The organism is Bifidobacterium sp. LH_491 (genome assembly GCF_056356495.1).
Genome location: NZ_JBKEUI010000001.1, coordinates 40,736 through 63,962 on the forward strand (window position 1 = coordinate 40,736; position 23,227 = coordinate 63,962).

A 23,227-nucleotide genomic window follows, 5' to 3' on the forward strand; every position below is an offset into this window, starting at 1 on the left:
TATGGGGATGCTGTACTTCGTGTGTCCCCGCTCCGCTCGATAATCGTGGACTATGAGTCATATTTTGGTGAATGTTGCGTGGCCTTATGCGAACGGGCCTCGCCATATCGGCCACGTTGCCGGGTTTGGTGTCCCTTCCGACGTGTACGCACGATACGAGCGCATGAAGGGTAACCAGGTGCTGATGGTGTCCGGCACCGACGAACACGGCACGCCGATTCTGGTTGAGGCGGAGAAGGAAGGCCTTAGCGCCCAGCAACTCGCCGACCGGTACAACCGGGTCATCGCCAAGGATTTGTGCGATTTGGGTTTGAGCTATGATCTGTTCACCCGTACCACCACCGGTAATCATGAGCGTGTGGTGCAGGAGTTGTTCAAGCAGTGTTTGGACAACGGCTATATTTATCGCGGCACCCAGCAGGTGGCGATATCGCCGTCCACGGGCCGTACTCTGCCCGACCGGTACATCGAGGGCGAATGCCCGATCTGTCATACCGAAGGTGCGCGTGGCGACCAGTGTGATGCCTGCGGCAATGAACTTGATCCGGATGAGCTGATCAACCCGGTGTCAAAGATTAATGGTGAGACGCCGCGTTTTGAGGAAACCGAGCATTATTTCCTGGACTTGCCGGCGTTGGCGGAGGCGAACCTCGCGTGGCTCAAGAGCCGTAAGGGTTGGCGTACTAATGTCATCAACTTCTCCATTGGCCTGTTCAAAGAGGTCAAGCCTCGTGCGATTACCCGCGATATCGATTGGGGTATTCCCGTGCCGGTGGAGGGCTGGATCGATAATCCGAATAAGAAGCTGTATGTGTGGTTTGACGCAGTGATTGGGTATCTGTCTGCCTCCATTGAGTGGGCGCGTCGTCAGGGCGATCCGGAGCTGTGGCGCGAGTGGTGGTGCAATCCGTCCACGCCGGGATACTATTTCATGGGCAAGGACAACATCACGTTCCATTCGCAGATTTGGCCTTCGGAGATGCTGGCATACAACGGTCAGGGGTCGAAGGACGGTGAGCCCGGCGAACTTGGCGTGCTGAATATGCCGGAGCAGGTGGTGTCTTCCGAGTTCATGACGATGGAGGGACGCAAGTTCAGCTCGTCTCGCGGCATTGTCATTTATGTGAAGGATATTCTGGCCCGTTATCCGGTGGATGCGGTGCGCTACTACATTTCCGTGGCGGGACCGGAGAATTCCGACGCTGATTTCACATGGGCGGAGTTTGTGCGTCATAACAACGAGGAGTTGGCGGCGAGCTGGGGCAACCTGGTGAACCGTGTGGCCAATCTGATTCATAAGAATTTTGGCGAGATTCCCGCGTTGGATGAGGATTCCATGACGGATGAGGATCGCGCGCTGCTGGTGCAGACGGCCGATGCCTTCGATGTGGTCGGCGGGTTGATCGAGCGTCATCGTCAGAAGAACGCATTGGCGGAGGCTATGCGGGTGGTCGGTGATATCAATCGCTACATCTCGTCTACTGAGCCGTGGAAGATCAAGGATGATCCCGAACGTTTGGCGACGGTGCTACATGTTGCCGCGCAGGCAGTGATGGATGCGAATCATTTGTTGGCGCCGTTCTTGCCGCATTCCGCGCAGAAGGTGTGGGAAGCGTTGGGAGGCGCGGGCGTGTTCTCGCCGTTGCCGCGTATTGAAGAGGTCGAGGATCTCGATAAGCCGGGCTTCACGTATCCGATTATCACGGGCGATTATCGTCTTGGCGAGACGGTGCATCCGTGGGAGAGTGAACCGCTGACGGTGGGTGCGCCGGTGGCGAAGCCGGAGCCGATTTTTGCGAAGATACCCAAGGAGGCCGTGGAGGAGGAGTTGGCTCGGTTTGAGACGGAGCTTGCTGCTCGTAAGGCTGCTGAGGCAGAGCGCTTCGCTGCGGCGAAGGCCAAGTTGGAAGGCTGACGGCGGCAACGATGTGACGCTTGTCATGCGCCGTGGTGGTATTCGGTTGCTTGGCAGGTGTTCTTGTGCGAATTTGCCGTTGTTATGTTCGGCAGTATTGGCGAGGTGCTCACATGCGCCTCGCCTTTTTGTATTGTGTGGTTGTGGTATGTGGGTGGTGATATAGCGCTTTGGTGTTGCAGCATCACCTGATTTTTGGGATCGCCTTATTCTGATCGTCTATTGTTTCACGTTTTCTGCACAATCTTTACAGGTTGTTTTGAGTGCCGCACATCGTTCTTTCAAGAAAGGTGCGGTTATATAGATCATGTCAGCAGCTACGGTTGTTGGCGAGGTTCTCAAGAACCCCATAACTGAACCCTTCTTCTCTCTTCTCTCTCGCCCGGCGGCTCCCTCCGCCGGGTTTTTTCTTGCTTGAGTGGCTGTGCGTTGCGAGTTTCGTTGTGTGTGCCCGTCTCTTTCCCTCTTTTTCGTCCTTGCCGTGGTGGCCTGTTCCCGTTTTCTGCTTTACCGAAACCTGTTTTTCCAGTTGGGGTTCTCTTTTTCCGTGCATATTCTGGCGTTGCCCCTCCCTGATTGTGATGAGTTGTTTTTGGTCATTAAACGAGGTGTGTGTTTGCTGCACTCTAATCACCCCGAAGATGTGTGTTTGCTGCACTCTGAGGATGTTGGTGCGTGTTTTCGCCATCCGTAGGAATCGATTGGGGCTTCCTACGATGTGGAAAACACGCACTTTTGCAATATGTATGGCGTCGGTGGTGGCTGCGGTGGTTGTCGCGGCAGCGCTGGCGTTCGCTGGTGCGGCATTGACGGTTCGCCGCAATCGGCGTTGCTGAATGTGTCGGCGCTTCGTCGCGCTGTGGATGGCGAGGCAATAATGAGACGGTGGCCGGCGGGGCGTGATGTTGTGGAAATCATGTCCGGGGAGTGTTTCTATTTTTGTGCAACACGCGTTCTGCCGGTGTGTCCATTTTGTTGGTTTGCCGTTACAATAATGAATAGATCAAAATGTTTGCGTAAACATTTACCGAACTTTTGATCGTGCTGCGATGTGTATGAAACTGGGCTTCGGGGTTGAGGTCCGCTGGTCTAGGTAATGGCCGTATCGCAGGGGTCCAAGGACGGATGCAAGGAGATATATGAAAAAAGTCAGGATGTCAATAGCTGCTATTGCTGCTGCGGCGACGCTGGCTGCCGGCGGAATCATTCCGGCGTCAACCGCCATAGCAGATGATATCGTAACCACTACGGTGACTCCAAACCCTTGGTTCACCAATGGGCCGTTCGATGGTTGGGGCACGTCGTTGGCATGGTTGGCCAACGCAACGGGCAACTACGGTGAAGAAGGGTCGATCGTCCATAGCAGCGGCGATGCCGAGGCCGACGCCAAGGCGTTGGAATATGGCAAGCAGCTGCGTCAGGAATTCTACGAGTCCATTTTCGGGGAGGATGGACTTGACTTGAATATGGCGCGTTTCAACATCGGTGGCGGCAACGCGTCCGATGTCGCATACGGATATCCCCTGATGCGCCAAGGCGCTGCAGTGCCAGGATATTGGAAGGACGACACCACCGGTTCCGGTACGTATGGCGAAGGCGTCACCACCAAGCAGGCCGACAAGGATAAGTTGGCCGAAGCGTTTGATCCGAACGACGACACTCAATATGATTGGTCCAAAGGGTCGGCGCAGGAATGGTGGCTGAAGCAGGGCGTTTCCACCGGTGGTATTGATCATGTGGAAACCTTCGCCAACTCCGCGCCGTGGTTCCTGACGGAAAGCGGATATGCGACGGGCGCGTACGATGCAGGCGACAACAATCTTAAAGACCCGGTGAAGTTCGCCCAGTATCTGGTGAAGGTCACCGAGCATTTGGAACAGACCTATGGGTTCCAGGTCAACACCATCGAAGGCATGAACGAGTCGGAAACCTCGTATTGGGGAACTCCGGGCGATAAGGCCGATAAGGACTTGGGTGATGGCGATGAAGCCGGTATCACCCCGGATTTGTTCGACTGGTATTGGACGACGTATTACAGCGATAAGAATAAATCGGTCACGCCGTACTCCACCGCGTTGAAGAAACCGCAGGAGGGCATGCATATCGACAACGCCGAACAGCAGCAGCTAATCGAAGCGATGGCGGATGCCTTGCAGCAGGCCGGCAACACGCATACCAAGATTGCTGCTACTGACGCTACGGATTCCGGGCAGTTGGTGACATCGTACAACGCCTATTCCGACGAGGTGAAGAACAAGGTCGACCAGCTCAATACGCACTCCTATGGCACGAACGACCAGCGTGTGGTGCGTGACATCGGTCAGGCGGACGGCAAGCGCGTGTCCATGAGCGAGGTGGATGGCGCTTGGCAAGATGGTTCGTTCAATCCGTATGGTTTCGATAATGCGCTCGGCATGGCGGGTAAGATCAACAGCGATATCTACGACTTGCAATCCAAGGACTTCACGTTCTGGCAGGTGGTCGAGGATCTGTACAACATGGCCACGGGCGACAAGGGTATCAACGGCAATACGGCCAAGGTGAAGGGCGAGAACACCAACTGGGGCACGGTGCTGATTGACTTCGACTGCAATGTTGCCGGCAAGGATGGCAAGCTGTATTCGGAGCGCGCATGGCTGAACAACGGCAGGTCCACGAATGGCATTCAGTCGTGCAATGTGCTGGCCAATTCCAAGTACAATGCGGTGCGTGCCTATACGAAGTTTGTGCATGAGGGCGATGCCATTGTGGCGAACAACAGCACGGGCGACAATCTCACGGCCGCTTCGGCGGACGGCAAGACCCAGACGGTGATTCATACGAATTCGTCGGATAAGACGCAGCGTCTGGTCATCGACTTGTCTAAGTACGGCAGCATTGCCGACAATGCATCCGGCACCTTGTATCTGACGACCGAACCGGCGAAGCTTGACAATATGAGCGATGCCACGATTTCCTATATGAACCAGTACAGCAATGTCAAGCAGGACGCGGGGTCGGTGGTGATCGACGCGGCCAATAAGACGGCTACGGTTACGGTTCCGGCACGTTCCATCGCTTCCATTACGCTCACCGGCGTGAGTGGCGTTGCCGAGGATGCGGCGCTGCATGAGGGCGAAGTCTACCAGCTGGTTGGTCAGCAGTCCGGCAAGGCTTTGCAGGTTGCGGACGACGGTAGCCTGAGCATCGAAAACGTCGCTACGGATCGCAAGGCCGCTTCCCAGCAGAGCATGGTGCTGCATGAGGTGCCTGCCGATGAAGCCATGCCGACGGTGAAGAAGTACGTGGTGTCCAATGTGGACGGCACGCGTGTGTTGGGTGCCGACGGTACGTTTGTGGATGGCACGGTGGACGCCGCCAAGACGAATCCGGACACGGTGTGGATTCTCAACACGGAGGATGGCGAATACTACAGCCTGGTCAACATTTCGCAAAAGCAAACGTTGGAAGTTGGCGGTCAGAAGACGGCAGCAGGTTCTCCAGTGGGCTTGTATAAGTCCAATGGCGGGCAGAATCAGGCGTGGCAGTTCCGCACGACGAATCCGACTGGCATTGTGGAAGTAGCCGGTCAGGCCACGGTTGATGGCACGATTTCGATGCCGAAGACCGTGAACCCGTATTACGAGTGGGGTGCTGGACCGGCCGTGGAGGCAACGTGGGATACGTCGACGGTAGATGTCTCGAAGGAAGGCGTATACACCGCGAAGGGCACGGCCACTGACGTGTTCGGGAACTTGTTCAACTTCACCGCCAAGGTGTATGTTGGCAAGCTCACCGCATCGGACCCGGTGTCGGTGACGCTGCTGGAGGGCGCTTCCGAAGATGACATTCGCGCTGCGGTGATGCAACAGCAGGTGTACGCGCATGTGCAGTCCTCGCCGGCGATTGCCGTGGACGGCTCGCTGGTGGATTGGGATTTCGCCGCGCAAAGCCAGCGTTTGCTGGACACGAAAACGGGTGATGTCATTACGGTGCCAGGCACGATTGATGTTGGCGGCGGCGAGACGATCCCGGCGAAGGCCACGGTGTATGTGACGCATAAGAAGCCGATCAATATCGCCAGCACGCAGAGCAACCTCACGGTGACCGACCAGCAGACCGAGGACGGCAAGGCTGACCAGTGGAAGAAGTTGACGGACGGCAACACCAGCGAGGAAGCATGGGTGACGTGGAATGCGGCGGAGAAGTTTGCCGGTAACCCAACCGCAACGTTGAACTTCGGGCGCACTCGCCGTATCGATTACGTATCCATAACGTTCGCGAATAAGCCGTCGGATTCGGTTAAGGCCGAATACACCACTGACGGCCAGACGTGGAAGCCGTTGGGCGAAGCCGTGGATGCGCCGAAGAGTGGCGCGACGGTGACGTTCAAGGGCGACGGTTTGGTTGAGGCCTCGCAGGTGCGCATCGTGAACACGGTGAACAATGACTTCATGAATGCTACGGAAATCCAGGCGTACGTGGTGCCGGAGGCCACGGATGTGGTGAACATCGCCTCGGCGTCTGGAACGCATTTCTCGGTAAGCGCCCAAGAAGGGAGTAGCGGTAGCCAAGCTATCGACGGTAAGTATGAGAAGGGTTGGTCGACCTGGGGCGTGGCTGATGGAAACGCTAACCCGGTGGCTGAATTCTCCTTCGACGCACCTACCACGATTAACGAAGTGAAGACCACGTTCTACTATGACGGCCGTGCTTCCTGGCCGAAGAGCCAGACGTTGGAATATCAGGGTACAGACAATCAGTGGCATGAGGTTGGCGTGAAGTCCGGCTGGAAGGTGCAGGACAGCAGTGATGTTGACCATACGACGGCCTCCGATACCCCGGTTGCTGACTTCGTGCTGGATACTCCGGTGACGGCGAAGGCTTTGCGCCTGACCAACACGTTGCAAGACACGCATGTGTACATCAACGTGGCGGAAATCGAAGTGTACTCGCCTATTGGCGACCTCGACGAGCTTGCGCCGATTGCCGACGCGACCCTGGGCGACCTGCGTCTCGACGGGCAAACCATCGACGGTTTCGATCCGAATACGACCGACTACACGGTGAACCTGCCGTATGGCACGCAATCCAATCCGACGGTGCAGGCATTCAGTTCGGATACGAACGCCCATGTGACAATCAGCCAGCCTCGCGCGGTGCTCGGTGGCACTGCCACCATTAGCGTCACCGCCGCCGATGGCGTCACCACGAAGGATTATCGGGTGACGTTCAACACGGCGCAGCTGGCTGAGCTGAAGGTGACCAAGCCAACGAAGAGCGAGTATCAGATTGGCGAACAGTTCGACACCGCTGGTATGAGCGTGACCGCCGTGTATCGCACCGACGGCCAGGTTTCGCATGAGGAAGCCATTGCGTTGGATGATCCCGACCTGAGCATTCGTGGGTTCGATTCAGTTGCCGCTGGCACCAAGACCATTGTGGTGTCGTACCACGGCGTATCGGCTACGTTCACGGTTGCAGTACACGCGGCTACCGCGGACGAAGATGCCAAGACCAACGACGACAAGACGTCACAGCAGGGCGATCAGTCGCAGAAGCCGGGAATGTCTCCGACGGGCGCTTCGGTGTCCGCGGCATTCGTTGCCGCTGCGCTCATCACTTTGGCCGGATGTGCCGTCATCAGCGTTCGTGCGCGCAAGCGTCGCTAACGTTTCCGGGTTGGCCGCCGCTCTATGACGGCGGCCAACCGTCATATTACTATAACCATTGCAATCAAAGGAATTATGTGATGAAATTTCCTTCCAGCATGATAGGGGCGGTTGCCGTAACTGCCATGTTATGCGGCACAGTGTTCACGCCCACGGCAGTAGCTGCCGACGGCGCTGCGGACACGAGCGCCGAACAGCGTATTGCGCAACTGGTGTCGGGCAGCCAAAACGATGGCTCGGCACAAGATAATGGAGGCGACGCCGCCGCCATGAAACAGGCCGAACAAGCCATGAACGCCTCGGCGAACACCGAGGAACGTCGGGCGGGCGACGACGCCAGCAGCGCGTCCGATGCTGCGAATCTATCTGCCGACAACTCGGACGCGGCCTCCGCCGACGCTACACCTACTCCGGCTCCGGTAACGGATGCCAGTGGTTTGCAAGCCGTCATCGACGCCACACAAGACAGCAACCTCACTCCGTTGACGTCAGGATACCGCTCTGACGACAGCGGCACCGCGCCTTATGATTCGGTCAAACCCAATGCGTCTGATCTGCAGGCGCTGCACGAGGCACGCACTGCGGCCACCGAACTTGTGCAATCCGGCACCGCCAGTGAACAGCAGCTTGCAGACGCGGCCACCGCGTTGCAAAACGCTTTCGACGCCGTTCGATTCATCTACCATTACACCGGCATCACCGGTACGTATGGCGCGCGCATGTATGACAACAACGGCAATCTGATTCAGGCTCATGGTGCTGGCATTCAGCGGGTGAAGACGTCGCTGCTGGCTGCCGATGACCGCGATATCGACGAAAACGGCGACGGGTACGTGTATATCTGGTGCGGCGAGGACAAAACCGATCGTCTGGTAGCGCACGGTGTGCGTATCTACTATTCAGACGACTTGTATAACTGGGTGGATAAGGGGCTGGGCTTCCAAACCTATCTCGGCGATGCGGATTTGGCGGCCAAGCAGGCCGGTGCCGACCCGGTATACCAGCGGTATTACAACGTCGAGAACCTGCAGAAGGACCCCGATTACACCAATATCTACGGCGAGAATTTCGACACGTTCGCCAACGATTCCTCGAACTACAATATCGACAGCGCGCAGGATGCGCTGAACCTGTTGTTGTGGGACTTGAAGGCGTTGAAGGGCACGGGCGAGGATCCTACGCAGACCAGTTGCGTGTTTGAACGGCCGAAGATGGCGTACAACGCCACGACGAATCGTTGGGTGATTTGGTTCCATGCGGACGGCCCGCAGTATGGCAATGAGGACACTGCCACGTATTCGAAGGCCAAGGCAGGCGTGGCCATCAGCACCACGGCCGACCCGGCTGGCCCCTACAAGTATTTGGGCAGCTTCCGCATGAGCCCGGGCACGAATAGTTCCAACCCCGGCATGGCCCGCGATATGAACTTGTACATTGACGATAAGGATACCAACAACGATGGTGCTAAGGATGCGTACCTCATTTATGCCAGCAATGAGAATAAGGATCTGACCATTTCGTTGTTGGACAAGACGTACACCAAACTGGTGGTGCCGGTGGCCGATCAGCAGCGCGGCACTGACGTTGCCAAGGGCGACACCTACAACATCATCGCCACGAATAGCAAGGAATCGCCGGCGCCGGTGAAGTGGAATGGCCACTATTACTTCATTTATTCCGGCACTACCGGATGGGCGCCCAATGAGAACAAGTACACCATCAGCGAAGGCGACAATATCATGGGCCCGTACACGGAAGTGGGCACGCCGTTTGTGGATGGTACGGATGTGAACCAAAGCAGCAGCAACTCGTTCACCACGCAAAGCAGCTGCATCATTCCTTACGACGAGGAGCAAGGACTGTTCATTTACTGGGGCGACCGGTGGTTCAACCCGGACAATGGCAATGACATCAGCCAGTCGCGGTATGTGATGACGCCGTTGCAGTTCGTCGGCACCACCATGCGCGTGTTGCCTGCCGGCGATTGGACGTTGGATGATTTGCAGGATTATGGGTCGTTTAACGTGCTTGACATGCTGCCGACGCAGACGGGTTCCATGTCGGATCTGATGGCGGCGTTGCCGGACGAGTTGACGATTAGCCGTGGAACGAGCGATGTCAAGGAGAAGACTGCGGTCACGTGGAATCCGTATTTTGGTGACGATCAGACCTTCGGGGCGGTAACCGTGACTGGTGTGCTGCCGAAGATGGGCAATGCCGAATTGAGCTTCACCGTTCAGGTGTATCCCAAGAATGCGGCGCTGTTCATGGATGCCGGCTCGTCGAGCAATGAGGAATCCGACTATTGGCAGACGCTGAAGAAGCACGCAACGGCGTTGATCAACACCGACAAGAGTGATCAGCAATACGGCAACGGTGCGACGTGGGGTCTGTCCAGTGTGATTGGCACGGATGTGGAATACTATTCGGATGCTTCCACCACGGATATTTATGATACCGGCTATTGGGCCAAGGGCGGCAAAACCATTGAGTATAAAGCCGATTTGCCTGCCGGCACATACGCTGTGCAAGCCGGGTACAAGGAGTGGTGGCAGAACTCACGCAATACCGAGTTCAGCGTCTCTGCCGGTGGCAAGACGCTGGCAAGTACCACGGTAGTCCCGCTGCAAAGCGGCAACGCCACCGATGCGGTGTCCTTTACCCTGACGAGCAAGCAAACCGTGACCTTCCTGACGAAGTCGTTGAGCGGTGGCGATCCGGTGTTGAGTTGGATTGGCGTGCGAACTGTGGCATCTGACGAAACCACGTCGGTGACTCCAGTCGAGCAAGATACCGTATTTACGCAAGGTTCGACCCCTCAATTGCCCAAGACGGTGACGGTGACGCTGGCTGACGGCAGTACGGAAACGCGTGCGGTGTCATGGCTGTGCGATGTCAATTCGCTGACGCCGTTTGCCGTGACTACGGTACAGGGCGTGGTTGAAGGTACGTCATATCCGGCCACGACGCAAGTGCAGAAGATTCCTGCTGATCTTTCCTACTTCATTGGTGTGGCCGCCGGCGATACGTCGACGATTTTCCAGAATGTCACCAAGCTTGAATCGGATTCGCTGCAGAATACGGTTTCCGATCAGAAATTTGATGGTACGTGGGGCAATACGTCCAGCAACTATGCGGAGCATATTGGCAGCGGCGATACCGGCGATCCGTTTGATTATGGTATTTACGCTGGCGCGGACAATACGAATGCGCCGTTGTCGTATGTGCTGACGTTGACTCCCGGCACGCATACGATTTCGCTTGGCTTCCACGATTGGTGGAATCAGAGCCGTCCGACGACGATTTCGTATGCCATCGACGGCGTGTCTGAGAAGGCAACGTCACAGTTGGCTACGGTTACGGTGAACGGCGGCAAGGTGGTGGCGTCTGGTGACATCACCATTCCTGAGGGTGAAAGCCGTCAGGTGACGTTGACGCTGACTTCGAGCACGGGTACTGGCCCGGTGTTGAGCTGGATTTCCGCGGCTCCTGCGTCGAGCAATGATACGCCGAGCGAGGATCCGGGTGACAATACGCCTAATGGGCCGGATGATGCCCCGAACACTCCGTCGAACGGAGATTCGAACGGGGAGCAGCCGGGGGGGGGCAGCCGTCGGCGGGGAATACTCAGGATGGTTCTGGGTCGAAGGATACGGCTGACGGCAAGAAGTCGGGCTTGAGTTCGCCGACCGGCGCGTCGGTGGCGGCTGCGGTGGTTGTTGCAGCAGCGCTGGCGTGCGCTGGTGCGGCATTGACGGTTCGCCGCAATCGGCGTTGCTGAATGTGTCGGCGCTTCGTCGCGCTGTGGCGGCTGGTGGCAGGTGTTGCGACTGGCGATGAGTGCTGCCGCGTGATGTTGGTGCTGACGTGGTACAAGGCCCCGTGGTGCGGATGTGCTACGGGGCCTTGTTGCACGCAAAAATATTACATAGTGTTAAAAGTTTTCACCATGAGATATTCTTGAGGGTGGAAGAGAGCGATGAGTGGCAAGGAGCGTGCGATGGGTTTTGAACAAGAAGCGTTGGAGACGCTGATTGCCAGCGTTGAAGGCAGTCGTTCGATTATGGAAGAGCGGATGGCCCGCGCCACCAAAGGCGAGCCGTTCGTGTTGCGTCAGCTGCTCAAGCAAGGGTTTATGACGCCGTCCCAATTGGCTTCGGCGATGAAATCGAGTTCGGGGCGTATTTCTGCGGTGTTGTCTGCGTTGGAAAAGAAGGGCATGGTGACGCGGGCCGTCGATCCGCAAGATCGACGCAATGTGATTGTCAACCTTACCGAAGCGGGTCGTGAGCAAGCGTTGCGTAATCGTGAGGAAGTGCGTTCGGCTGTGTGCTGGGTGTTTACGCAGATGGGGGAGCGCCGCACGCGCGAGTTTGTGGAGCTGATGGAGGAATTTTCCACGTATGTGTCGATTTGCCGACCTGGTGGAGAGGAGCCTTCTGCGCAGGAAGTGTCGGAGGCGTTTGCTAGGCGACGCGCGGAACGAGAGGCCGGCTCCGCCGCGAGCGATAAGCCGCTGGATATGGGGGATTGCAAGGGCTGAGATTGGCCGGAGGGCATTGCGAGGGCCTGAAGCCTCCGGCTGGGGCAATGTAGTGTGGTGCGGCCGCCAATGACACGGCTGGCTCGTCATAATCGAATGCTGTTTGCCCCATCCTTGCGTATCCGCTTCATGTTCGCGCATTCTGCGGAGATTCGCTCCGGCGTGCATCTGGCGCGACACGCTGTCGCTATGTTCGCGACGGGCGAATGTCTCCCCCGCTGTAATACTTACACTGTTATGTAATACTTACACTGTTAGCTATTAATGATAGAAGATAAAATGGAAGCAACGGAAAGGACGCGTATGTTCCGTATCTGCAAATACCTGTCCAAAGCGGAGATAGGGCAGTTATTCGTTGGCCTGCTCTTCATCGTCGGGCAAATCTGGTTTGATCTCGAGTTGCCCGACTACATGGCAGACATCACCCGCCTCGTCGAAACCCCTGGCAGTGAGATGCGAGATATTTGGATTGCCGGCGGCAAAATGCTCCTCATCTCGCTCGGGTCGGTGTTGTGCGCCGTCGCTACAGGATTCATCGCCGCGCGTGTGGCCGCTTCCTTCAGCCAGCGCTTGCGCTCCCTCGAATTCCGTAAAGTGGAATCCTTCGGTCCGGCAGAGCTTAATCGTTTCTCCACCGCAAGCCTGATCACCCGCTCCACCAACGACATCACGCAAATCCAAATGTTCATCACCATGGGCTTGCTGCTGCTCGTCAAGTCCCCCATCATGGCGGTGTGGGCAGTCTGCAAGATCGCCGGCAAAGGTTTTGACTGGACGCTTGCCACAGCCGTCGCTGTCGTCATCCTGCTCGTAATGGTGGCCGTGCTCATGGCGCTGGTCATGCCCAAATTCCGTCAAATGCAGGCACTTACCGACAATATCAACCTAGTAGCGCGTGAAAACCTCACCGGTCTGCGCGTCGTGCGCGCCTACAATGCGGAAGACTATCAAGAGCGTAAGTTCACCGCCGCCAACCAGGATCTCACCGGCACGCAGCTGTTCACCCAACGTGCCATGTCCATCATGATGCCGTTGATGAATACAGTCATGAACTGCCTCATGCTGGCCGTCTATTGGATCGGCGCTTACCTCATCGAAGAAGCCGACCTCACCGACAAACTCACCCTGTTCTCCAACATGGTGGTGTTCTCCAGCTACTCCGTGCAAGTCATCATGAGCTTCCTGCTCATGAGCATGGTATTCGTGTTGTGGCCTCGCGCCGACGTCTCCGCGCGTCGCGTCATGGAAGTGCTCGACACCAAGCCGAGCATCGAATCCGGAACTCGCAAAGACGGTGAAACTGGTCAAACCGGCACCGTGGAATTCCGCGACGTCACCTTCGCCTACCCCGATTCACGCGAACCAATGCTCGAGCACGTGAGCTTCCGTGCCAAGCGTGGCGACACCGTCGCCTTCATCGGATCGACCGGTTCCGGCAAATCCACGCTTGTCAATCTTGTCCCACGCTTCTACGACGTCACTGCGGGACAAGTGCTTGTCGATGGCGTGGACGTGCGTGACTACAACCTCAAAGCCCTGCGCGACAAAATCGGCTACGTTCCCCAACAGTCGGTTATGTTCAAAGGCACAGTCGAATCCAACGTATCCTACGGCGACAAGCCCGGAGAATCAGCGGAAGTCGAACTGGCCGACACCTCCACCATCGCGGGCCGCAAACGCGAAGCCGCCATGCTCGCCGAACAAGCCCAAGCCACACTCAGCGACGAACAGCGTGCCGCCGTACGCTCCGCCTGCGACGTGGCCCAAGCCAGCGAATTCGTCAACCGCATGGAAGACACCTACGAAGCCAGCATCGCCCAAGGCGGTTCCAACGTGTCCGGCGGACAGAAGCAGCGCCTTTCCATCGCCCGTGCCGTCTACCGCCAGCCTGAAATCCTCGTATTCGACGACTCGTTCTCTGCGCTGGATTTCAAAACTGACCGTGCGGTGCGAGACGCGCTTGCCGAATATGCGGCCGATTCCACCAAACTCATCGTGGCGCAGCGCATTGGCACCATCATGAACGCTGACCACATCGTTGTCCTAGACGATGGCAAAGTCGCCGGACAAGGCACCCACCGGGAGCTGTTGGAGCACTGCCAGGTGTATCGGGAAATCGCAGAATCGCAGCTGAGCGCCGCCGAATTGGGTGAATGATAACGGCGAGCGACGCGCATTGACAAGACCAGTAGGAAAGGAACGCACATGCCTCCACGGATGATGGGCCCGCAATCAGCTGCGGAAAAGCCCGCCGATTTTGGCAAAGTTATGAACAAGCTGGTGGTATTCAGCCGCCGGTATATCCCTGTTATCGTCATCGGCCTTATTCTCGGCACCCTGGGCACGGTTTGCCAGATCATCGGCCCAGATCGCATCAAAGACATCACCAACGAAATCACCAAAGGCCTGCCGGCCATGGTGCACGGCCGTCCCGTGCTTAACTCCATCGACTTAACTGCCGTGGAAAACATCGCCTGGGGGTTGGTGGCTCTCTACGCCGGTTACGCGGTGCTCACTTACGTGCAAAACTGGTTGATGGCCACCGTTACCCAGCGCACCGCACAGCAGTTGCGCGAAGCCATCAGCGTCAAAATCAACAAGCTGCCGCTGAAATACTTCGACAAAGTCAGCTACGGCGATGTCCTGAGCCGCATCACCAACGACGTGGACGCCATCGGACAAACCCTCGGCCAGTCGTTGGGTGCCCTCATCACGTCGATAACCCTGTTCTTTGGGTCGCTTATCATGATGTTCCGCAACGATATCATCATGACCGTGTGCGCCATCGGTTCCAGCATCATTGGCATGATCATCATGATGGCCATCATGAAAGCCTCGCAACGCTACTTCATGCGCCAGCAAGCCGCCTTGGGCGATGTCAACGGTCACGTCGAGGAAATGTACGCCGGCCATATCGTCGTCAAAGCCTACAACGGCGAAGCCGACTCCATCCGCCGATTCGAGCAGTACAACAATGATCTGTATGAATCCGGCTGGAAAAGCCAGTTCTTCTCCGGCCTGATGATGCCGCTGATGAACTTCGTCGGCAACTTCGGCTACGTCGTCGTATGCGTGGTCGGCGCGGCGCTTGCCCTGAACGACAAAATCGAATTTGGCGTGATCGTGGCGTTCATGATGTACATCCGCCTGTTTACGCAGCCGTTGAGCCAGTTCGCGCAGGCGTTCCAGAACCTGCAGCGGTGCGCAGCCGCATCCGAGCGCGTGTTCGGCTTCCTTGAGGAGCCGGAAATGGCCGACGAACAGTCCAAGCAACCGATGCTGGGCCGTGACGCCAGCGGTGCGCCGCAGCGGGTGCGCGGCGACGTGGAATTCAGCCACGTGAGTTTCGGCTACGATGCCGACAAGACCATCATCCACGACTTCTCTGCATCAGTGAAGGCCGGGCAGAAAGTCGCCATCGTCGGGCCGACTGGTGCGGGCAAAACCACCATGGTCAACCTACTTATGCGGTTCTACGAGATTAGCGGCGGCAGCATCGCCATCGACGGCGTGGACACCAAGTCCGTACCGCGATGGAACGTGCACGACCAGTTCTCCATGGTATTGCAGGATACGTGGGTGTTCCGCGGCACTGTGCGGGAAAACATTGCATACGCCAAGAAGGGCGTTACCGACGAGCAGATTGTCGCCGCATGCAAGTCCGTTGGCTTGGACCGCTTCATCCGCTCCCTGCCGCAAGGGTACGACACGGTATTGGATGACAAGTCATCGCTGTCGCAAGGCCAGAAGCAGCTGCTCACCATCGCCCGCGCCATGGTGCAGGATGCGCCGATCCTGATCCTCGACGAAGCCACATCATCCGTGGACACGCGCACCGAAGAGCTGATCCAAAAAGCCATGGACGCGCTCACCGTCGGCCGTACCAGCTTCGTCATCGCGCACCGCCTGTCTACGATTCGTGACGCCGACATGATTCTCGTGATGAACGGCGGCGACATCATCGAACGTGGCACGCACGAAGAACTGCTGGCGGCGAACGGCTTCTATGCGGGGCTGTACAACTCGCAGTTCACGCTCGACGCGTAAGGCGTGTGTCGTTGTGCCGGGTGCCCGGGGTGTTTCCGGGCGCTCGGGCTCGCCGGCCGTTCGGGCTTGTCGGCCGTTCGGGTTCGGCGGGGTGCTCGGCGTGACGTTTCTTGGCGTCCGGGTTGTCTGCGGGCGCCTGGTTTTGGGTGTTCGGTGTTTTCCGGGTACCCGGACTCGCTGAGGGGGGGGTCCGCGGTGATCCTGTCCGGGAGGTGTGTGTTTTCAGCATCGATGGGGTTGCTGTCCGCGTCTCGGTTTAGAAAGTGCGTGTTTGCACCATTCTCGGGTCCTGTTTTGTGTGTATTTACGACACCGTTAAGGCCGCTGCGGATGCCACCGCTCGGGTGGTGTGTGTTTTCGACATTGGTGGCTCGTGTTTTGTGTGTGTTTTCGACACTCTGGAATGGATGGTGTGTGTTTTCCGCACTCTTGGAGGCTCGAAACCGGCCTTGTGGATGTTGGAAACACACACTTTCGTATTTGAGGCCGAAAAAGATGCGGGTTTTGGTCATGATAGTGGTGGAAACACACACCTTTGCGCTGGGTTTGTGCGGTTGTGCAGTCGTACGGGCATGCAGCCGCGTGGCAGCAGCCGCACTGACGTGCAGCCTATTGCTGCTCGAGCGCCAGTCCAATCAGTCGATCGGTGTGGTCTGCCATGAACAACGGAATGTTCAACATATCACCGTCGAGCTTCAGATTGTTCAGCGAGAAGAGGATGCGAAGCTTGGTCCGATTGGGGAAGATCTCCTTGAATTTCTTGAGGCTTTTGCTGATGATGTTCGTTTCAGATTTGACTTCTACGGGGGAAATATCGTTATCGTGCTGAATCAAGAAATCCACCTCATAAGGTGGGTTCGTTGGTGTCCAGTACCGAAGTTACCTCAAACTGTATGTTCAATGTTTGAAGGACATGATTCTCGGTTAATGCCCGCCTTGAACTCAGTAAACAGCCGATTGCATTCGCCGAATGCAGTTGGTGCGAGCTGTGCCAGTCGGCGAAGCAGACCTACATCCACGAGATATATTTTGAAAGCAGAGGGATTGTCGTACGCCGATATCGGCAAGTTGGGCGCGTTGCTTCGGGAAATCTTATGCGCCAGACCGGCGTCCACCAGCCATTGCAAAGCGTCCTCATATTCTTGGGAGCGTGCACCTTCCTTCATAACTCGGTAGATGAATTTCTTGTTCTCTCGTGCAGGCTGAGATGGCATTGGGAGTCAAATCATTGAAATTTTAGGGAATTCGTTGGTATTAGGATGTTTGGCAAAATCTCGCTCATAGGCACCGATGATTCCGGACAGTGATTCTTGCAAGGCATTGACATCCCGTGCTTCCGTCCATATTTTGACGGATTCTGGCATGTCTCCGGTCACATAATACATCTTCAGTTTTTCGCACAGAGGATTGAAAAAGCGTCGGGAATTGGTTCGATGGAATCCGCTGTTGTGACATAGTTTGCGAGATTCTTGTCTCCGTTGGACAAGAGGAACTTGGTAAATGTCATCGGGTCGATTTGCATGAAGTTGACTTTGCCGACCGGAGGAAAGGGGTTTTCGCTAAGGTGATGCCCAGAAGAGAAATGGCGCAGGCGATGTGATACTGTGGCGCGTTATCGCAGAAGTATTTCGTGGAGTTGATGACTTTGGGGCAATCCTGAACTTGATCGAAAATAATCAACATTTTTCCGGCAGGATTTTCTGTCCGCTGTCCAGCATCAGATTTTGCAAAATCCGTTCTACGTCTTTTGTGGTTTCAAAGAGCTGCTTGTATTCCTCGTGTTCATCGAAGCTGAAATAAGCGGTGTTGTCGCAATGACGCTTGCCGAATTCCTTGAGTATCCAAGTTTTGCCGACCTGGTGCACGCCTTTTGAGAATCAAGGGTTTGCGATATGGGAATGCTTCCAATCCAGTAATTTCTGCAAAATTAGTCGTTCCATATACGCGCCACAACCACACTTTTATACCAAATTTTACTGGTTGTTCATCACATTTTTATAGCAGTTTTAGTGTACAGTAATCACACTTTTGTTATATTCATGTGTACTACTGGGTACGAGTTTATTCGCAAAAGAGTGTGTTTTCTCGGTATTTTTGTCGTGGGATGCTGGCGAATCGGGCAGGTTTCATGAGTTGGATCCTTATGTGGACGGCTGCTTTCTATAGAAGATGCCTGGGCCGGCGGGGCGTGAGTGAGCGGGATTAGGGGGCCTTGCGGGTTGACTCCCTGATGATGAGCTCGAATGGAGCAATGTCATGAGAGGCAAGAGGTGCATTCGTGTGCTCGATGCCGTCGTGGTGCAGTCTTTCTGTGATACGTTGCACGATGAGTTCTGCCATACGTTCCATGTTGATGGCTATGGTGCTCAATGGCGGATTGTAGAACGCTCCGTATGCGGCACCGTCAAAACCTATGACCTGTATGTCATCGGGGATTTGTAGTCCGGCGTCTATAAGGCCTCGCATTGCGCCTATTGCAACGGTATCGGATAGTGCGAATATGGCGTCTGGGGGATTGCTGGTTGTTCCGATACGATAGGCGGTCTCTCTCGCATGTTCAAAATCCCAAGTGGTGGGGATGCATTGTTCGGCAGTTAAGGTCATGCCGTGTTCTCGAAGTGCTTGCTGAGCTCCTTGTACGCGGAGTCGATGGACCGCATTGCTTTGTTCTGGATGGGCGATGCAGTCAGGTGATGGACCGAGTAGGATGGGGCGTCGCGCCCCTGTGCCGAGCAGGTGGGCCATGGCGGTGTATGAACCAGCTTTGTTTGGTGTATTTACTGTGGGCGCGTTGTTGTTGCCGGTATGCTCGTCGATGAGAATGAGTGGCCTATGTTGTGCCAGGCGTTGTGCTTCTTGACTGCTGATCTTCGGGGTTGCGAGTACGAGCGCGTCGCAGAAGAGTGAGGCGTGCTGCATGACATTCTTTTCACGCTCGGCTCGATATGATGTTTGTCGTACCGATGTTTGCATATTGTGCCGGTCTGCGGCAAGGGTGATAGCGCTTGCGAGTTCCGAGTAAAAAGGGATGTTGAAATCTTGAATGATCAACTCGATGATATTGTTGCGGCCGGAGCTGAGCGTACGTGCCGCGAGGTTTGGCTGGTAATCGAGCCGTTCTGCGGTTTGTAATATGCGCCGCCTGGTGGCTTCGCTCACGTTTGCGCGGCCGCGCAAGGCGTTGGATACAGTCATTTTGGAGACGCCGGCAGCTCTGGCGATGTCGGATAATGTTGCCAATGGTCTCCTCCTTATGTGAGAAACGCCTTATGTTGACAAGTGTAGTCCTACTGATTATCCTCTTTGTTTACCGATAAGTTTACCGATAAATATTCAGTATTGCAAATCTGAATATTGCGGGCACAAGCAAAGGAGCGTATGCCACATGTCAGCAATTCGGAAAGTCTTGGGAGCTGGGGTCGTCGCGGCGATGGCGGTGTCGATGGCCGCCTGCGGAAGCGCGTCGAGCGGGGCTGCCGGCGAAAATGGGAAAACAACGGTAACCGTTTGGGCATGGGAGCCTTTGATTCAGAAGTCCGTGGCAGGGTTCGAGAAGGAAAATCCTGATATTACCATCAAAGTTGTGAATGCCGGAACCAATAACGATGAGTACACGGCGTTAAGTAATGCGATTAGCGCGGGGTCCGGAGCTCCGGACTTGGTGCAGCTTGATTACAATGCCGTTCCTCAATTCGCCTATTCTGGGGCCTTGGAAGATTTGAGCACCTTCGGAGCAGAAAAAGAGATGGACCAGTTTACTACTGGAGCGAGAGCCGGTGTGACTGTTGACGGAAAGGTGTACGGCATGCCGATGGGAACCGGTCCTATGGCATTGTTTTATAACAAAGTGATTTTCGATCAGGCCGGCGTGACGGAGGCTCCTAAGAGTTGGGATGATTTCTACGAAGCGGCGAAGAAGATTCATGCGTTGGGTGATGACTATTACATTACGTCCGATTCCGCTGATGCGGGCTTCGCGCTTTCCATGATTTGGCTTGCTGGCGGACAGCCTTTCTCGATTGACGGTGACAAGTTGAGCATTAATCTCACTGACGACCCGGGAGTTAAGACTTTTACCGATTTTTGGCAGAAGATGATTGATGAAAATCTTGTTGATACCAAGACTGCTGGATGGTCTGAGGATTGGTATCGTGCCCTTGGCGATGGGCATATCGCATCGCTGATAACAGGTGCCTGGATGCCGATTACGCTCGAGTCAAGCGTGGCTGACGCTGCCGGCGACTTTCGTGTAGCGAATACACCCACCCCCACCGGCGAAGCGGTGAATTCAGAGAATGGAGGTGGAGCGTTGTCGGTAGTCAAGGGTTCGAAAAATGCGGAAGCTGCTTATAAATTTGCGCAGTACATCAGCTTGGGCGGAGGCAATAAGACGTTTACCGAGGGGGGAAGCTTCCCTCCGGATACCAAGACTTTGGAAGATGAGAATTTCTTGGGGAAGGCGGATGACTATTTTGGCGGACAGGAGGTGAATGCTGTTTTGGCGCAAGGCGCGAAGGACGTAAAAACATCATTCACATTCTTGCCTTATCAGGTCTATGCGAATTCGATTTATTCCGACACCGTGGGTAAAGCGTTCACTGATCCGTCCACAACGTTGATGGATGGATTCAAGCAGTGGCAGCAGAAATTGGTCGAATATGGCAAGCAACAAGGTTTCACTGTAAATCAGTGACAAGTTCATTTTGCTTGGTGATGTGTTTGCGTGGCATTACTCGGTGATGCCACGCAAACGCCTTTAAAGCTGTGGGGTATGGGAAGTGAGCGAGACCGTGAAATCGCCGTTGTTGTATGCCTATTTTCATGGAGATGAGCGGCGTGATAATGATCAGCAAATCTATTTCGCAGTGAGTGAAGATGGGCTCCATTGGGACACGTTGAATGATGGTCAGCCCATTCTATGCTCAAGCGTGGGGGATTGTGGAGCGCGCGATCCGTTCTTAGTGCGTTGCGCTTCAGGAGAAGTGGTATTGCTGGCGACGGATCTGAATACCAAGGCGTCGCAATATGCAGGTGATGATCATGCTCCGGATTGGCGGAAGATGGAATGCAATGGGCGCAAAGATTTTTTGATGTGGCGTACGTCGGATCTGGTGACATGGTCCAGCCCTCACATGGTGAATATTGCCGAGGGGCTGGGCGTAGGTAATGTGTGGGCTCCAAAGGCCACGTGGGTTCCTGGCGCCGGCGCTTATTTGGCGTATTGGTCAAGTACTCATGTGAGTGATGGATATCGCAAACAGCGTCTGTACGCGGCGTGGACGCGCGATTTCCAAGAGTGGTCGAAGCCGTTTGTGTGCGTAAACGCTGAACATTCGTGTATTGATGCGAATATCACTTGGCTGCAGGAGGCGGGGCAATGGCTATTGACTATCAAAAACGAGGACGCAAAGACGATTGGAATGTTTTTGTCTCCTCAATTATTTGATAGTAATGATCGATGGGCATGGCCGAATGGCATATCGTTGGATGATTTACCGCAATGCTTGCTGAGCTCATGTTTTAGGGCTTTTCGGCAAGAGCATGTCGGTGAACTGCATGGGGTTGAGGGGCCTTCCTTGGTGCTATTCCCCGATAATTCCGCAATTTTGTATGTGGACGAGTACATGGGTCTAAAGCGTGGGTATATGCCTTTATGTAGTGCAAACACGGCATTAGAAAATTCGTTTACATTGGCGGGTGACTATGCCATGCCGGTTGGGGCGAGACACGGTTCTGTGCTGCATGTAAGCAATGAAGAATATGCGTCCCTTGTGGGACGGTGGCGGCGTGGCGATACGACCAGGGGGCGTACGATGCGGTAGCTGCAGCGCGTATTTCTAGCTGCGAGGGGCTGAGCTTTTGTTGGGCAGCCGCGTGCTTTGTCATTCGGCGTCGTAGGGTTCTGACATGACAAAATTTTTTGGAGGGGGCTGGTTGTTGTTAGAGGGGTTTTGCGGAAGAAGCTCGGATGACGAGGTTGAGAGGTAGCTGCACGTGTTGTGGTAGGGGCTGGTCGATAAGTTCAATTGCGGTTTTAGCGATATCCTCGACAGGTTGTTGGAGGGTGGTCAGTTGTGGGCGCAGCCACTGTCCTATGTGTATGCCATCGCAGCCTATCACGGAAAGATGGTCTGGAATGGAGATGCCGTACTGTTCGGCAGCCCCGAGGAGACCGACGGCGGCTATATCGGAGCCGCAGAAAATCGCGGTTGGACGCTGCGTGGACTCAATGAGATAGGGGAAAATGCTGCTGCCAAATTCCTCGGTATAAGGTCCGGAAAATATGAGCTCTTGATCCAGGCGGATTTTCGCGTTAGCCAGAGCTGCGGAGTATCCTCGGAGCCGTTCGGACGAAGTGCTTAGGGAGGCGGGTCCTGATAGGTATGCTATGCGCCGGTGACCTAGGGATATAAGATAACTGACTGCTTGGTAAGCTCCGGAGTAGTTGTCGACCACGACACTGCTGACGTTTTGCAGTTTGGGGTCGTCTATGGTCTCATCTAAAACCACGAGGCGCATTGTTGATGCAGCGATTCGTCGTAGTGAGGGGTTGGACTCATTGAGTCCCGCATACAGTAGTCCGTGGTATCGGTTTTGTGTGGCAACCTCTTCAACGAGGGAACGTTCTTGTTCTCTATCGGCTTCGGATACTTTGATATCCAATGTGTAATCTCGGCTGTGTGCCGCTTGTGAGAGATTTTGGGCAAGCGAGCTGTAAAAGGGATTTTGTAGGTCCGGTACGATAAGGGCGAGAGTCCGTGAGTCTGTGCGAATACGGGGGCTATATCCATATAGGAGTACGGCCTCGTTGATTTTCTGTGCAGTGTCTGGCTTGAGGGCTAGGGATCCACGTAGATATCGGGATACGGTTGACGCAGAGACGCCGGCATGATGAGCTACCTGTGTTATGGACATCTTTTATCTCAAGCTTCGTGGGTATTGGCTATGTGTCCATTGTGTCTCGGCAGGAAGACATCTATGATTTGCGCAAAAATGATGCCTGCTAAATAGTTGTAAACAAACAAAAAATATCTATTAAAGTAGAGTGACTTGCGCAAAAAGCGCAAATGT

15 protein-coding genes are annotated in these 23,227 nt (G+C 55.4%); 8 read left to right on the forward strand and 7 right to left on the reverse strand.

Annotated elements, in window-relative coordinates:
- The first annotated feature begins 52 nt into the window (after positions 1 to 52).
- Positions 53 to 1,915, forward strand: a complete 1,863-nt coding sequence (metG, locus tag AC1AWK_RS00170) for a methionine--tRNA ligase (RefSeq protein ID WP_476567312.1) — start codon at positions 53 to 55, stop codon at positions 1,913 to 1,915.
- 310 nt (positions 1,916 to 2,225) lie between these two features.
- Here metG and AC1AWK_RS00175 read toward each other — a convergent pair whose 3' ends face one another.
- The gene (locus AC1AWK_RS00175; protein WP_476567313.1) at positions 2,226 to 2,603 is read right to left on the reverse strand and encodes a hypothetical protein; all 378 of its coding nucleotides are present in this window, start codon (positions 2,601 to 2,603) and stop codon (positions 2,226 to 2,228) included.
- Positions 2,604 to 3,054: 451 nt separating this feature from the next.
- Between AC1AWK_RS00175 and AC1AWK_RS00180 the strand changes: the two genes are divergently transcribed.
- From AC1AWK_RS00180 to AC1AWK_RS00200, 5 genes are all read left to right on the forward strand, one after another.
- Positions 3,055 to 7,566 (forward strand): discoidin domain-containing protein, encoded by a 4,512-nt coding sequence (locus AC1AWK_RS00180; protein ID WP_476567314.1) that lies wholly within the window; start codon positions 3,055 to 3,057, stop codon positions 7,564 to 7,566.
- 80 nt (positions 7,567 to 7,646) lie between these two features.
- Positions 7,647 to 11,246, forward strand: a complete 3,600-nt coding sequence (locus tag AC1AWK_RS00185) for an Ig-like domain-containing protein (protein ID WP_476569478.1) — start codon at positions 7,647 to 7,649, stop codon at positions 11,244 to 11,246.
- Positions 11,247 to 11,566: 320 nt separating this feature from the next.
- Entirely contained in the window at positions 11,567 to 12,109 is a 543-nt protein-coding gene (locus tag AC1AWK_RS00190) for a MarR family winged helix-turn-helix transcriptional regulator (protein ID WP_476567315.1), read from the forward strand.
- A 303-nt stretch (positions 12,110 to 12,412) separates the two neighbouring features.
- Entirely contained in the window at positions 12,413 to 14,266 is a 1,854-nt protein-coding gene (locus AC1AWK_RS00195) for an ABC transporter ATP-binding protein (RefSeq protein ID WP_476569480.1), read from the forward strand.
- Positions 14,267 to 14,314: 48 nt separating this feature from the next.
- A complete protein-coding gene (locus tag AC1AWK_RS00200; RefSeq protein ID WP_476567316.1) occupies positions 14,315 to 16,156 on the forward strand; it encodes an ABC transporter ATP-binding protein in 1,842 nt (613 codons plus the stop codon).
- A 609-nt stretch (positions 16,157 to 16,765) separates the two neighbouring features.
- On the opposite strand, the gene AC1AWK_RS00205 is transcribed toward AC1AWK_RS00200, so the two are convergent.
- The 5 genes from AC1AWK_RS00205 to AC1AWK_RS00225 all read right to left on the reverse strand — a co-directional run bounded on the left by AC1AWK_RS00205 (position 16,766) and on the right by AC1AWK_RS00225 (position 19,396).
- Positions 16,766 to 16,990: a hypothetical protein gene (locus AC1AWK_RS00205; RefSeq protein ID WP_476567317.1), complete on the reverse strand. Its 225-nt coding sequence runs from the start codon at positions 16,988 to 16,990 to the stop codon at positions 16,766 to 16,768.
- A 50-nt stretch (positions 16,991 to 17,040) separates the two neighbouring features.
- Positions 17,041 to 17,370 carry a DUF4143 domain-containing protein gene (locus AC1AWK_RS00210; RefSeq protein ID WP_476567318.1) on the reverse strand — a complete coding sequence of 110 codons (330 nt, stop codon included), beginning with the start codon at positions 17,368 to 17,370 and terminating at the stop codon, positions 17,041 to 17,043.
- A 6-nt stretch (positions 17,371 to 17,376) separates the two neighbouring features.
- The gene (locus AC1AWK_RS00215) at positions 17,377 to 17,532 is read right to left on the reverse strand and encodes a hypothetical protein (RefSeq protein ID WP_476567319.1); all 156 of its coding nucleotides are present in this window, start codon (positions 17,530 to 17,532) and stop codon (positions 17,377 to 17,379) included.
- Between the two features lie 300 nt (positions 17,533 to 17,832).
- Complete coding sequence (locus AC1AWK_RS00220; protein ID WP_476567320.1) at positions 17,833 to 18,021, reverse strand: hypothetical protein; 189 nt, start codon at positions 18,019 to 18,021, stop codon at positions 17,833 to 17,835.
- A gap of 337 nt (positions 18,022 to 18,358) precedes the next feature.
- Positions 18,359 to 19,396 carry a LacI family DNA-binding transcriptional regulator gene (locus AC1AWK_RS00225; RefSeq protein WP_476567321.1) on the reverse strand — a complete coding sequence of 346 codons (1,038 nt, stop codon included), beginning with the start codon at positions 19,394 to 19,396 and terminating at the stop codon, positions 18,359 to 18,361.
- Positions 19,397 to 19,541: 145 nt separating this feature from the next.
- On the opposite strand from AC1AWK_RS00225, the gene AC1AWK_RS00230 reads away from it, so the two are divergent.
- Entirely contained in the window at positions 19,542 to 20,849 is a 1,308-nt protein-coding gene (locus tag AC1AWK_RS00230) for an ABC transporter substrate-binding protein (protein ID WP_476567322.1), read from the forward strand.
- Between the two features lie 85 nt (positions 20,850 to 20,934).
- A complete protein-coding gene (locus AC1AWK_RS00235; protein ID WP_476567323.1) occupies positions 20,935 to 21,978 on the forward strand; it encodes a glycoside hydrolase family 43 protein in 1,044 nt (347 codons plus the stop codon).
- Positions 21,979 to 22,096: 118 nt separating this feature from the next.
- Here the strand turns inward: AC1AWK_RS00235 and AC1AWK_RS00240 are convergent, their stop codons facing one another.
- Complete coding sequence (locus AC1AWK_RS00240; RefSeq protein ID WP_476567324.1) at positions 22,097 to 23,071, reverse strand: LacI family DNA-binding transcriptional regulator; 975 nt, start codon at positions 23,069 to 23,071, stop codon at positions 22,097 to 22,099.
- Positions 23,072 to 23,227: the final 156 nt, after the last annotated feature.